We start from the raw sequence: 12229 nt of genomic DNA on the forward strand, positions 1-12229 counted from the left end.
TGCACTGTTGATTGGACCTGTAACATGTCACGCGAATACTATTTTGATGAAGATGACGCATCATGGAACGATGATGATGACCAACTGCGTAGCAAGCAACGCAGTAAGAAAGTGAAGCAGCGTCGTCGCGACACTAAGCGCCGTTACTATGACGAACATATGGAGACAGAATATCTGAACACCAAGTGGGAATAATAGCGGCATCGCATCTTCATGATGGTAGCGCAAGCACCGAATAAAAGAAGGGCTGGTCAATAACCAGCCCTTTTGTATTCATGCAGTTACCGGTTAAACGGCTTCTTCGTTTTCTTCACCGGTACGAATGCGGATCACACGTTCCACATCCGTGACAAAAATCTTACCATCGCCAATTTTGCCAGTGCGAGCCACATCAACAATGACGTCAACCGTCTGTTCCACCAGCTCTTCTTTGATGACAACTTCAATTTTCACTTTTGGCAGAAAATCCACCATATATTCAGCACCGCGATAGAGTTCAGTGTGCCCTTTTTGACGTCCGAAGCCTTTCACTTCTACCACTGTCATGCCGGTAATACCGATCTCAGCCAGCGCTTCACGTACATCGTCAAGCTTGAACGGCTTGATTATCGCTTCCACTTTTTTCATCAGGTACTCCTTTAAGCCTTTATTTCAATTTTTCGCTAGCTTAACACGCAGCTGACGACGAAAGCTGCCAGCCAAAGCGTAAATTTAACTATAACGCACGCTTTTGGTTATTAGATAATCGTCTAAAAACAGCATTTTCATCACAGCTGATAGCTCCTAAACTGGTAGCCGTGTTTGCAGGATGCAGACTCTCAACCACGACAAAGGATTTGTCTATGAAACTCAGCAGCTGCGGCTTCACCTTAGTGGAGTTGATGGTCACTATCTGTGTGGCCAGTATCATCTTGGGCATTGGTGTACCCTCACTCAAAAGCTTGATGGCCCATTATCAAGCGTCCACCACACTGCAACAATTACGTCAGGCTATTTGGCTTGCTCGCAACCAAGCGATTAGTTACGGTGCACGCACCACACTGTGCCATTTAGAAAATAACAATTGCAATCAAAATCTTTGGCAGCAAGGCGTGACCGTATTTGTCGATATCAATGGCAATTTCCAAAAGGATGACGGGGAGCCGGTCTTGTATGAATCAGGGGAATTTGGCGGAGAAGCAGATATCTCTTTCAATCGCCAAGCCATCCGCTTTCTGCCAACTGGTTTAGCCAGCGGCATGAATGGCACCTTGAGTTACTGCCCGCAGGAAAGTGGTGTGGACGCACAAGCGATCATCGTTAATCAAGCGGGACGAATTCACCTTAGCGACAACACAAATTGTTAATTTAATGTGTCATTGCTCCACAGCTGTCCCTATACTTAGCGATGTATTGGTAGGTTATGGAGTATTGTATGCGCAAGATACCCAATGGGTTCACCTTAGTGGAACTCATGGTCACTATTGCGGTTGCCGCTATTTTACTCACAGTCGGCGTACCATCTTTGAAGTCACTGTACGATGCCTACCGTGGTAGCTCTGAAATCAGCCGCATCCAACAAGCGCTGTCTTTTGCCAGAAACCAAGCGATTAGCTACGGTGCGCCTGTAGGCGTATGCCCGAATAGCAGCGGCACAAGCTGTGGTGACAGTTGGCAATCTGGCCTACTGATTTACGCCACTACAACGGCTAACACCGCTAGCGTCAGTAAAGTGCTAAAGGTGGTAGAAGGTTTTAATAGCAGCGACCGTGTTGTTGGCGACAAGGTGGTATTTCGCCCTGATGGCCTGACCAAAAGTACCGAGCAAGTGAGTTTTATCTATTGCCCCAATGGTGATAGCGGTGACTCTCGCAGTGTCAATATCAGTGCCAGCGGTATGATCCGTTACGGCGATGACAACCAATCCTGCGGTAGTTAGTACAACACCACAGGTTGAATATCTGAGCGCCGCATAAAACAAAACTTCGCCATCGCTATGTCTCTTACCGTAGTTTGTGTCTACAATTTAAGCATTGCAGAGGAACAGACGGATATAACATATGGAAGAAAAGCGCAAATTCTCGCGGGTGCTATTTGATGCTAAAGCTCACCTTCATACGCAAAGTGGCCAATGGCAGACTCGACTGCACGATTTATGCTTGAACGGTGCGATGGTAGAGCAACCCGAAGGCTTTGCTAGCACGGAACCCATGGAGTTAGTATTTACCCTGCCCGGTTCCGATATTGAATTGCGCATGCCAGCTGATGTGATGTACCAGCGCGGCGGTTTTCTCGGTCTCAAATGTGCGTTTATCGACGTCGACAGCATTACCCATTTGCGTCGTCTACTTGAACTCAACATTGGCGATTCGTCCATGCTCAACCGCGAGTTGAGTCAATTTATTGCTGAGCACGACCACGCTAACCCTTAACGTGGCAGTGCATCACCAGACTAATCGACCAACGCCTCAAGCGCCTCAGTCAACTTGGCTACACCAATTACAGTCATGCCTTGAGGCGGCTTCTTAGGCACGTTGGCTTTAGGCACAATAGCCCGCGTAAAGCCGTGCTTAGCTGCTTCAATTAACCGCTCAGTCCCATTGGGAACGGGCCGAATTTCCCCCGACAACCCCACTTCACCAAATACCACCAAATCCCGCGGCAATACGATGGTTCGAAAACTAGACACCATCGATAGCAGCAAGGTCAAATCGGCGCTGGTTTCGGTAACTTTGACGCCACCCACCACGTTCACAAACACGTCTTGATCGGACATCTGCAAACCACCGTGACGATGCATCACCGCCAGTAACATCGCCAGACGGTTAGCGTCAGTGCCCACGGCAATGCGACGAGGATGCCCAACCATCGATTGGTCCACTAACACTTGTAGTTCGACCAGCAGTGGCCGCGTCCCTTCCCACACCACCATCACCACTGAGCCGGGCGCGGCTTCATCAGCACGGGAAAGGAAAATGGCTGAAGGGTTAGCAACTTCACGTAAGCCACGCTCGGTCATGGCGAATACGCCTAATTCGTTAATCGCTCCAAAACGGTTTTTGTGCGACCGCAGCGTGCGATAGCGGTTATCCGAATCGCCTTCAAACATGACGGAACAATCAATACAGTGTTCCAGCACTTTCGGGCCAGCCAAGCTACCGTCTTTGGTGACATGGCCAACCATGATAATGGCAATGTCATTTTGCTTGGCAAAGCGTGTTAAAAACGCTGCCGATTCACGCACCTGCGCCACACTACCAGGAGATGATTGCACATCACTGATATGCATCACCTGAATCGAGTCGATAACGATGATTTTTGGCTTTTCACGTAAGGCGATTTCACAGATAACGTCGACGCTGGTTTCCGATAACATTTTCAATTTGTCGGTCGGTAACGCTAACCGATGCGCCCGCATTGCCACTTGTTGCAATGATTCTTCACCAGTGACATATAACGCTGGCATCGTTTGTGCGAGTGCGCATAAAGTTTGTAGCAACAGCGTACTTTTACCCGCTCCCGGATGGCCACCAATCAGTATGGCACTCCCCGCCACGATGCCGCCACCGAGTACGCGATCAAATTCAGTAAAACTGGTAGCAATGCGTGGTAATTCATTCAAATCAATCTGATCTAACGTCTGTACCGAACTGCCCGCGTTGCCCGCATAACCACTAAATTTCTGGCTTTTGGCGGCGGTTACCGCACCGAGTCTAACTTCGGTAATCGTGTTCCATTCGTGACAGGCACTACACTGTCCTTGCCAGCGGGGAAAGTCTTGTCCGCACTCATTGCAGACGTAGGCAGTTTTATTTTTGGCCATATAACATCAGCTTGATCAATTTAGTGAAAAAAACATGAAATAACGTTAAGTTAGCGGAAGACAATTTACAAAAATAACTTTAGTTACCTTGGCATCCGCCGACAATATAATACGAGCAGGGGCAGTGTAACATTCTTTTAGGATCACTCGATGAATTCGGAAGCAAACGCTAATCTGATTGAACAACTTAAGCCCATGATGATGGAGCCGAATTTTGATGAGATTTTTCGCAAACTTACCGCTAAAGAATCCAATTCGACTCGTTTCCTGCTTAAGATGGAAGTCAATCGCCTCGCGTCCCCTTGCTTACGCCTCATCGATCTGCGCGATAAATCTGATAGTCCCTGTTCCGAAGTCATATTCGGTGAACAACGCCATTTTCTTGATGAAGCGGCGCGGCAAGATTTTGAAACTGCCCTCGCGCTTTACCGTAACCATTACACGATGGGCGTTTACGAACATGTGATGAACATGCATCAGGAGCGTCGACGCAGACAACGCTCTCTGCCGAACGAGACCGAAGAAATCGATGAGCTGTTTAAGGTGCCCGGTATCATTCTGGGCAACTACATTCGCCGTACCGAAGAGCGGATGAACTACAGCATTAAGATCTTAGTGTCACAGCCTCAACGACGTGAATTAGTTGGCTCAACCTTAGATCTATCGATCAGTGGCGCACGCATCAAACTGCCAGCAGATCATAATTTCAACCTTAACCAACCGTTGCTAGTTAAGTTAACGGAACTAAGTGATGAGTTTTATTTTGAAGATCTGCAACAAGGGGTGGAATACCAAGTCGCCGATGCACAAACTAAAGGCGATGATTGCATCCTGCGCTTAAAGCGTATCAGTGGTAGCCAAAAGCTAGGCGAGATGCTGGCCAATCTGATCCGCGGCTTTAAATTCCGCTATAAAGTGGACATTAACGATCTATTGGTTAACGCCAGCGGCATGGGCTTTGAGCGCCATTATCTGCCCCACTATCCGCACTTACCGCTGTTTGTTGAACGAGACAGTGAACAGCAATATCGCGCAAATACTCTGCTGCTCACGCGCGATAATCAACGTCTACTACATCATTTTGTTGATGAGCAAGAGGTTAATCAACTGCCAGCAATGCTCACCAACACAAGATTACAGGCGGTTATTGAGCATCCAGAGGAACAGGCTCATGCCCTGTTGTTCAGTTTTACCTACCAGATTAACAACAGTGTGTTTTTTTACTCTGCAACGCTAGCAGAGCTACAACAACATGATCTGGTCGCACTTTTTCTGAGCTTTGGCGCCAACAAGTCCAATTGGCATGTTTACCGTTTATACGTCAATCCAATTGATCACAACCAAAGCTATAAATCCTCTATTTTACCGGGTGACGATCTCACTTATTCGGCACTGACAGAGCAGCAACTGGCGCACTATACCCACATATTGCAGATGTTTGATTGCACCTCGTTTGAGGCACAGCTGCGTTATCAGCGCTGGCAAACCGACCTCAAAGCCAACGAGTTAAAGCGATTTGGTCAAGAAAAAATCACCAAAACCAGCATTCATCCAGTATCACTGCAGTTTAGTGAACGACGCCAAGAGCCTCGCTATGCGTTTAAAACTCAAGTGAGCTTGCTGCAGGATGGCAAAGAGATCAGCGGCATCACCCATGATATTTCTAGCCGCGGCTTACAACTCGACTTAACTGATGCGGCTGAGTTTGAAAGTACCAAAGAGTTTACCGTCAGCTTTACCAAGTTACAGGAGCTTTCCCCTAAAACTAAGTTACAAGCCTTGGCCTACCGCTTGGTGAAACAACGCAAAGATGGCAAAACCTTACATCTCTGTGCGGTGATTGGTCATGAAGTACATACTGGGGTGGACTTTCTCAACCGTTTAATTATTCACAATCGAGCGAAGTTATCTCAATTAGCCGAGCACAATATTGAGGCCAAAGAGCTCGCCGATGGTTTGAAGAACCAACTGGTTCGGCACCTCAACTCAGTTCCGTTTATGGTGGAGAAAACCAGTAGGTCGTTCCAAATCGCTGCCATCGGCATCGGCATGCAACGCGACCCTATTAGCGACCGATTTGCCTGCGACAGAGAGCGTAAACTGCTGTTCGATTTATCCCCACTGTTGAGTGGTGGGCGTTTAAGACAGGAAATTGTGTTGCCTATTCGGCAGATGCGGCCGCAGCAGAATGCTAAACATATCGAGCTTTTCGCCGTTGCAGTCAACATGAATAGCAATCGACAACTTATCCGCTGCAAATATATTCACGAATTTCACAGCATCGACGAGGAGATCGCCTACATTAAGCAGGCGCAGCAGATTGGCGAGTTTGTTGCTTTTAGAATTTATCGGGCTGCCACGGGCAAGCCCGACATGACCTATCTGCAACGAGAACTAGAATACATCCGTATCCATGCGGCACATCGCGAGAAACAGCTCGAACAGATGTTATGGCGTATTATCGGCGTTGGCGAAATCACCGATATCTCCACCGAAGTACCGTGGCGTTATCCAGAATTACACGCGGCGCATTAAGCCTGTAAAAAATAAGGCAACGCGGCCAAACTCAATTGTTTGATGGAAGCATCTGCTGCGGCAGAGAGTTTAGGCTTTGCATGATAAGCAATACCAAATGCCGCGGTTTGCACCATAGGAATATCATTGGCGCCATCGCCAATAGCGACCGTTTGCTGATGAGCAATTTGCCACTCTGCAGCACAACGAGTCACAGTATCCGCTTTAAATTGCGCATCGACGATGGTTCCTGTGACGTCACCAGTGAACTGGTCATCTTGCAGTACCAGGTGATTAGCGTAGGCAGCATCTAAATTAAGCAACTGCTTTAGGTGGCCAACAAAAGGCGTAAAACCACCAGATGCCACGACGATGCGCCACTGGTGCTGTTGCAGTTCAGCAATCATAGTATCCAGCCCTGGGCTCAGTGGTAGCCGTGCGCACAACTCATCAATAATACTGCTGTGGGCGCCGGCTAACTTAGCCACTCGAGCACGTAAACTTTGCTCAAAATCCAACTCACCTTGCATTGCACGCTCGGTTACCTCAGCAACCTCTTGGCCAACACCCGCCGCCGCTGCTAGTTCGTCGATACACTCTATCTGGATCGCCGTGGAGTCCATATCCATCACCAACAGACCTGGATTATGCAAAGCGGGCAACAATTGCTGTTCAGCAATAGTTAACACTTCAACCTGTGGCAAAGCAGATACCGCCTGCAGTTGCTCCGCGGTTAGTGGCAGCGCTAACACTAATTCCAGCCCCAGCAACGCTTGCTGACGGTGCAACTGCGCCATACTGGCAATCGGCAGATAGCTTAGTAGCTGCACCACAGCAACCTCCGCCTCAGCAGTAAACACTAGGCGTAATCGAGCAGCTGTAGCAAACTCTCCTTCATCATGAATACGCCATTGATGGCTATCTGTCGCAAAGCAATCAAGCCCTTCGTGGGATATTCGTGTTAAGTGGGAAAATGCTGCAACCATACTCAAATTATCTCCGGCTGTGCGATGGCGTAATTATCCATTATGATTAACAAACCACCAGCAGTTAACTAAGGTACAAAGTGTTATTATTTAAAGGCCTTAAAGCAACGCAAACGATCATTCGTTTGCTGCAAATAGCACTCGCAATAGTGTTGATTTATGCCTTGGTGCAATTGTGGCAGACCAGCCTACTACAAGGCCAGCAGCTTCTAAAGAACCAAACAGAAAAGATGGCAAGATTGATGGTGCAGCAAACCGCCTATGGTGCCGCGCCAGCTTTGCAGCTACAAAACGATGAGCAGTTGCAGTGGCTCACATCCGCGCTGGTGCAAGATCCCAAAGTGATGGCGGCGACTATCTACAATGCAGAGGGTATGCGAGTATCCTTTGCTCAGGATATTGATAAAGCAGAACTCCCCCCTGACGCCCCACAACTGGCCGCGCTGCTAGCGCCCTATCCACCGTATGTGGAAGCGATTATTCAAGGTAACGATAACTTAGGATTCGTTGAAGTACGACTGAATCCGCGACTATTTTTTAATGAAATCCAAGCTGCACATGAGCAAAATATGCGACAGCAGCAGATTATGTTAGTTGTGGCGGGAATTATTGGCCTGCTATTGTCACGTGCGTTATCGTTCAAACGAGCGGCGACAGACCGACGCCGAACCCGCATAAAACGCAACAGTAAACGCTTACAACAACTGCCTGTTGATACGCTGCCTGCTGAGTAGTTCAATAAAAAATGGGCTAACAGTTTGCACCATTAGCCCGTTATCAGCGCGTTAAGATAAAAACTTAACCGCCCAAGCGCTCTTTAATCGCTTTAGTAATTGGACTATCACCAAAACCATTGGCATTGGCCCAATCGAGGATTGATTGACCATCACTTTCTGCCGCTTGCAGTTGATCGGTCAGCAAACGTTGGGCAATAAACGCACCGGTATCATTCGCATTTGAACGATAGGCAAAGCGCAAAATACTTTCCCCGTTACATGCAACATCTGTGTAGATGTTACGCAGTTTGACGCGGTGATCTTTTAATTCTTTACGCAGACGCATTTTGCTGTCACCTTGAACTTCGGTACAGATACCTGCGGCGATAGAATCAGCTGCCACCGCTTTGGTTGCTGGCAACATTGATGAAGATACAACAACTAGCGCTAATGCCACTGGAAATAAGCGCATCATTCACTCCTTAAATGTATTTGTCGTTATTAAAAGCCTAAGCCTTTGTTAATCAGGGTTTTCAAACCCTGCAGAATTTAACACTTCTTGCGTAAGCTTTTAAAGCAAAATACTAATCCTGATACACTTTTTCCTGGAACTTCACTTTCAATCTCCCAACTTCCATCATCCCATTGCGGAAATGTGGTGTCGCCTTCTACCGCTAAATCAATTTCAGTTAGATACAAACGCTGTGCTAATGGCAACGCTTCACGATAAAGTTGGCCACCACCGATGATTACCGCTTCTTCGACATCGCCTGCGGCCAGCAACGCGTCATTGAGCGATGATACTAAGGTAATACCTTCGGCGTGGTAGTCAGTCTGGCGGCTTACTACAATGTTAACCCGCCCTGGCAATGGACGACCGATAGACTCAAAGGTACGACGTCCCATAATAATCGGCTTGCCTAATGTCATCGCCTTAAAATGCCGCAAATCTTCCGGCAGATGCCATGGCATTTGATTATCTTTTCCAATCACTCGGTTATTCGCCATGGCGGCAATCATTGCGATATGCATGAGCTTATCCTGTTATATAATAGGGCGTGTACGGTAATACACTAAGGTGGGCATTGCCAAGCCGACAGATAGCGCCCCCAAAATAAATATCGTTTTTAAGCCGTTAGTTACCGCACTATTGAGTAATTCTGGTTGCAGTGTTTGGCTGGCCGTTAGTTGCACCACCGCAATTACGGTGTTGTAGGCATATGAGCCAGGGATCATCGGAATAATCGCTGCTACAGCATATAACAGCGGTGGTGCCAAATGACGCTTGGCAAAGGCGATTGTGATCACGCCAATAATCGCTGCTGCGGCAAACGTCGACCATTCAATAGGTAAACCGCTACGCATCATAATCGTACGGGCACAGTGACCGATGGCACCAGCAATGGCACAAAACACCAAGAACCGCCGGGGCACATTAAACAACATAGCAAAACCTACCGCCGGAATCGCCGAGAAGCAGGCATCATTCAACAGGATCAGCAGTAATTCGATCACAACAAGCCTCCTAACTGCATAGCGATGGTCATACCGATCACTGATGATACCGTCATCAAGGTGGCCTGCCCCCAACGTGAAATTCCCACGTTTAAGTGTCCTTTCACCATATCTGAAATCGCGTTGATCATGGGAAAACCAGGCACTAACATCAGTACCGCTGCCGCCATTGCCAACCTTGGCGTGGCCGTCACCGGCTGAAAGTAACCTAATTGAGCAATCAAGGTAGTGACAAAAGCAGTTACCGCAAAGTTAATCAATACATTGAAATGCCTAGCGGCTAGCACCAAACGGACATACATGCCGACGCTTGAAGCAAGAAAGGTAATTAAGCAGGCAAATAAATCGCCACCCGAAAGGTGACAAAAGCTGGCGCAAGATAAGGCAATGGTAGGAATGAGTGCCCAGCGCGGATAGGTACGAGGATGGATTCGAGCAAGTCGCTTGCGGACTTCATTTGGCCCGTAGAGCCCTTTTTCTGCCAGTAAACAGATACGCTGTAACTCACAAACAACCGCCATATTAATGCCATGTTCACGAATACGGCGGGTTGTGGTAACGCAACGGCCATGCACCAAGCTGGTCATGACCAAAGCATTAGCTGAGATAGATAACTCAACACTCGCTAAGCCAAGGGCTCTACCTAATCGTTGGCTAAGTTCTTCAACCAGATCAGACTCGGCCCCATAAGCCAATAATAACTGCGCGGCCCGGACAACCTGCCGGGTGATATCATTTTGGGTATCAGCGTACACAGGAAGTCAGGCTCTCACTAGTTATTAGCGTTGATAAATAACCTCAACATCGTAGTCATCATCGTCGAAGTCGTCGTCAAATTCATCATCATAGTCAGGGTTGAGGTCTTCAACACTTTCTTTGTGGTAATTATCCCACTTGAATTCAACGTCGTCTTCGCCGTCCTTCTCAATTTCTTCATCTGGCAAGCTGGTAATAAAGTCATACAGCTTCTCAGCGAGTTCGGCAGTACCTTCACGGGTATAAGCTGACATGGTGTACACATCACCTTCCCAACCGATCTCTTTGACCACCTTAGCGATCTTTTCATCAAGCTCTTCTTTCAGCAGCAGATCAGACTTGTTAAAGACTAACCAGCGTGGCTTAGCAGCCAGTTTCGGTGAGTACTTTTCTAATTCAGCCACAATGGCGGTCGCTGCTTCAGCCGGATTTGAACCATCTACCGGTTCAATATCGACCACATGCAATAAAATACGACAACGCTCAAGATGCTTAAGGAAGCGAATACCAAGACCTGCGCCTTCTGCTGCACCTTCGATAAGACCTGGGATATCGGCAACCACAAAGCTTTGTCCTGGACGCGGATTAGCCACACCAAGGTTTGGCACTAAGGTAGTAAACGGATAATCAGCCACTTTTGGTGTCGCACGAGATACCGCACGGATAAAAGTCGACTTACCTGCGTTTGGCATACCTAACAGGCCCACATCAGCCAACAACAGCAATTCTAAGCGCAGGCTACGCACTTCACCTGGAGTACCCATGGTTTTTTGGCGCGGAGCACGGTTGGTACTGCTTTTGAAGCGGGTATTACCTAGGCCATGGAAACCACCTTTAGCCACCAGCATTTTTTGATCATGGGCGGTCAAATCGCCCAGCACTTCATCAGTGTCTTCATCGACGGCTCGCGTTCCCACAGGAACACGCAGCACCAAATCATTACCGCTATGGCCAGTACAATCGCGGCTACGGCCATTTTCGCCGCGCTCTGCAGCATGAAAACGTTCAAAACGATAATCAATCAGCGTATTGAGGTTTTCATCAGCTAATAGATAGACGTTACCACCGTCACCACCGTCACCACCGTCAGGGCCACCATCGGGCACATATTTTTCGCGACGAAAGCTAACACAACCATTACCGCCGTCACCCGCCTCAACGCGAATCACCGCTTCATCAACAAACTTCATACATTCTCCTGGCCGCCGTTGTACCGGACAAATTATATAGTGCCCTGTGATTAGCTGCCAAAACAACCATTCTTATAAAACAAAAGCCCCACCAATGGCGGGGCTTAAGTACTAAGGGAACTAAACCTTAATCTTCGATGCTTACGAATTTACGGTTATTAGGACCTTTAACTTCGAACTTCACTTTACCGTCAGTCAGGGCAAACAGGGTATGGTCACGACCGATACCTACGTTTACACCAGCGTGGAATTTAGTACCACGTTGACGAACGATGATGTTACCAGCTAGTACAGATTCACCGCCGAAGCGCTTTACACCAAGACGTTTACTTTCTGAATCGCGGCCGTTACGAGTAGAACCGCCAGCTTTTTTGTGTGCCATGAGTCAGACTCCTATTAAGCGTTGATAGCAGTGATTTTAACTTCAGTGAACCACTGGCGATGGCCAGTTTTCTTTTCGTGGTGCTTACGACGGTTGAACTTTTGGATAGTCACCTTTTCGCCGCGACCGTGGCTAACAACAGTAGCAACCACTTTACCGCCAGCAACCAGAGGAGTACCAACTTTAACATCTTCACCGTTAGCAACCAGCAGAACCTGATCAAACTCAATGGTTTCGCCTGTAGCAACTTCAATTTTTTCTAATCGTACAGTGTGACCTTCAGCAACACGGTGTTGCTTACCACCACTTTGAAAAACAGCGTACATAGCTATTTTACTCCGAAATTCTCAGCACCCAGGCAAATATAA

General features: G+C 47.8%; 16 protein-coding genes. 6 read left to right on the forward strand and 10 right to left on the reverse strand.

The genetic code is table 11. The features are described from left to right. Positions 1-24 precede the first annotated feature (24 nt). Complete coding sequence (locus ACN0TT_RS01995; RefSeq protein ID WP_417760463.1) at positions 25-195, forward strand: small highly charged protein; 171 nt, start codon at positions 25-27, stop codon at positions 193-195. A gap of 93 nt (positions 196-288) precedes the next feature. On the opposite strand, the gene ACN0TT_RS02000 is transcribed toward ACN0TT_RS01995, so the two are convergent. Next, positions 289-627: a P-II family nitrogen regulator gene (locus ACN0TT_RS02000; RefSeq protein WP_238895690.1), complete on the reverse strand. Its 339-nt coding sequence runs from the start codon at positions 625-627 to the stop codon at positions 289-291. 215 nt (positions 628-842) lie between these two features. Here ACN0TT_RS02000 and ACN0TT_RS02005 point away from each other — a divergent pair, with 215 nt between their 5' ends. The 3 genes from ACN0TT_RS02005 (at position 843) to ACN0TT_RS02015 (ending at position 2411) form a co-directional block, all read left to right on the forward strand. After that, positions 843-1346: a GspH/FimT family pseudopilin gene (locus ACN0TT_RS02005; RefSeq protein WP_417760464.1), complete on the forward strand. Its 504-nt coding sequence runs from the start codon at positions 843-845 to the stop codon at positions 1344-1346. Between the two features lie 68 nt (positions 1347-1414). Beyond that, the gene (locus ACN0TT_RS02010) at positions 1415-1918 is read left to right on the forward strand and encodes a GspH/FimT family pseudopilin (RefSeq protein WP_417760465.1); all 504 of its coding nucleotides are present in this window, start codon (positions 1415-1417) and stop codon (positions 1916-1918) included. 121 nt (positions 1919-2039) lie between these two features. Continuing rightward, on the forward strand, positions 2040-2411 hold the full coding sequence (locus ACN0TT_RS02015; protein WP_417760466.1) for a PilZ domain-containing protein: 372 nt from the start codon (positions 2040-2042) through the stop codon (positions 2409-2411). A 20-nt stretch (positions 2412-2431) separates the two neighbouring features. On the opposite strand, the gene radA is transcribed toward ACN0TT_RS02015, so the two are convergent. After that, entirely contained in the window at positions 2432-3802 is a 1371-nt protein-coding gene (gene radA / locus ACN0TT_RS02020) for a DNA repair protein RadA (protein WP_417760467.1), read from the reverse strand. Positions 3803-3952: 150 nt separating this feature from the next. Between radA and ACN0TT_RS02025 the strand changes: the two genes are divergently transcribed. After that, positions 3953-6337 carry a PilZ domain-containing protein gene (locus ACN0TT_RS02025; protein ID WP_417760468.1) on the forward strand — a complete coding sequence of 795 codons (2385 nt, stop codon included), beginning with the start codon at positions 3953-3955 and terminating at the stop codon, positions 6335-6337. On the opposite strand, the gene serB is transcribed toward ACN0TT_RS02025, so the two are convergent. Beyond that, a complete protein-coding gene (gene serB / locus ACN0TT_RS02030) occupies positions 6334-7302 on the reverse strand; it encodes a phosphoserine phosphatase SerB (RefSeq protein ID WP_417760561.1) in 969 nt (322 codons plus the stop codon). The two genes, ACN0TT_RS02025 and serB, sit on opposite strands and share 4 nt — an antisense overlap. A gap of 80 nt (positions 7303-7382) precedes the next feature. Here serB and ACN0TT_RS02035 point away from each other — a divergent pair, with 80 nt between their 5' ends. Then, on the forward strand, positions 7383-8036 hold the full coding sequence (locus tag ACN0TT_RS02035) for an AhpA/YtjB family protein (protein WP_417760469.1): 654 nt from the start codon (positions 7383-7385) through the stop codon (positions 8034-8036). Positions 8037-8100: 64 nt separating this feature from the next. Here ACN0TT_RS02035 and ACN0TT_RS02040 read toward each other — a convergent pair whose 3' ends face one another. From ACN0TT_RS02040 to rplU, 7 genes are all read right to left on the reverse strand, one after another. Next, positions 8101-8490, reverse strand: coding sequence for a DUF3718 domain-containing protein (locus ACN0TT_RS02040; protein ID WP_417760562.1), 390 nt, complete (start codon positions 8488-8490; stop codon positions 8101-8103). Positions 8491-8567: 77 nt separating this feature from the next. Further along, the gene (gene folA, locus ACN0TT_RS02045; protein WP_417760470.1) at positions 8568-9050 is read right to left on the reverse strand and encodes a type 3 dihydrofolate reductase; all 483 of its coding nucleotides are present in this window, start codon (positions 9048-9050) and stop codon (positions 8568-8570) included. Positions 9051-9062: 12 nt separating this feature from the next. Further along, on the reverse strand, positions 9063-9533 hold the full coding sequence (locus ACN0TT_RS02050) for a threonine/serine exporter family protein (protein ID WP_417760471.1): 471 nt from the start codon (positions 9531-9533) through the stop codon (positions 9063-9065). Further along, positions 9530-10288, reverse strand: a complete 759-nt coding sequence (locus tag ACN0TT_RS02055) for a threonine/serine exporter family protein (protein ID WP_417760472.1) — start codon at positions 10286-10288, stop codon at positions 9530-9532. Before ACN0TT_RS02055 ends, ACN0TT_RS02050 begins: the two co-directional genes overlap by 4 nt. 24 nt (positions 10289-10312) lie before the next feature. Continuing rightward, the gene (gene cgtA, locus ACN0TT_RS02060) at positions 10313-11479 is read right to left on the reverse strand and encodes an Obg family GTPase CgtA (RefSeq protein ID WP_417760473.1); all 1167 of its coding nucleotides are present in this window, start codon (positions 11477-11479) and stop codon (positions 10313-10315) included. Positions 11480-11606: 127 nt separating this feature from the next. Then, entirely contained in the window at positions 11607-11861 is a 255-nt protein-coding gene (rpmA, locus tag ACN0TT_RS02065; protein ID WP_011760936.1) for a 50S ribosomal protein L27, read from the reverse strand. 14 nt (positions 11862-11875) lie between these two features. After that, positions 11876-12187 carry a 50S ribosomal protein L21 gene (rplU, locus tag ACN0TT_RS02070; protein ID WP_238895678.1) on the reverse strand — a complete coding sequence of 104 codons (312 nt, stop codon included), beginning with the start codon at positions 12185-12187 and terminating at the stop codon, positions 11876-11878. Positions 12188-12229 lie beyond the last annotated feature (42 nt).

The organism is Shewanella sp., from assembly GCF_048265805.1.
Classification (GTDB): domain Bacteria; phylum Pseudomonadota; class Gammaproteobacteria; order Enterobacterales; family Shewanellaceae; genus Shewanella.

Bases quoted from the DNA above. Each gene is read 5' to 3' on its own strand.
- serB (WP_417760561.1), bottom strand. From the start codon at position 7,302: ATGGTTGCAGCATTTTCCCACTTAACACGAATATCCCACGAAGGGCTT.
- radA (WP_417760467.1), bottom strand. From the start codon at position 3,802: ATGGCCAAAAATAAAACTGCCTACGTCTGCAATGAGTGCGGACAAGAC.
- ACN0TT_RS02025 (WP_417760468.1), top strand. From the start codon at position 3,953: ATGAATTCGGAAGCAAACGCTAATCTGATTGAACAACTTAAGCCCATG.
- ACN0TT_RS02005 (WP_417760464.1), top strand. From the start codon at position 843: ATGAAACTCAGCAGCTGCGGCTTCACCTTAGTGGAGTTGATGGTCACT.
- ACN0TT_RS01995 (WP_417760463.1), top strand. From the start codon at position 25: ATGTCACGCGAATACTATTTTGATGAAGATGACGCATCATGGAACGAT.
- folA (WP_417760470.1), bottom strand. From the start codon at position 9,050: ATGCATATCGCAATGATTGCCGCCATGGCGAATAACCGAGTGATTGGA.
- rpmA (WP_011760936.1), bottom strand. From the start codon at position 11,861: ATGGCACACAAAAAAGCTGGCGGTTCTACTCGTAACGGCCGCGATTCA.
- cgtA (WP_417760473.1), bottom strand. From the start codon at position 11,479: ATGAAGTTTGTTGATGAAGCGGTGATTCGCGTTGAGGCGGGTGACGGC.
- ACN0TT_RS02015 (WP_417760466.1), top strand. From the start codon at position 2,040: ATGGAAGAAAAGCGCAAATTCTCGCGGGTGCTATTTGATGCTAAAGCT.
- ACN0TT_RS02040 (WP_417760562.1), bottom strand. From the start codon at position 8,490: ATGCGCTTATTTCCAGTGGCATTAGCGCTAGTTGTTGTATCTTCATCA.
- ACN0TT_RS02010 (WP_417760465.1), top strand. From the start codon at position 1,415: ATGCGCAAGATACCCAATGGGTTCACCTTAGTGGAACTCATGGTCACT.
- rplU (WP_238895678.1), bottom strand. From the start codon at position 12,187: ATGTACGCTGTTTTTCAAAGTGGTGGTAAGCAACACCGTGTTGCTGAA.
- ACN0TT_RS02000 (WP_238895690.1), bottom strand. From the start codon at position 627: ATGAAAAAAGTGGAAGCGATAATCAAGCCGTTCAAGCTTGACGATGTA.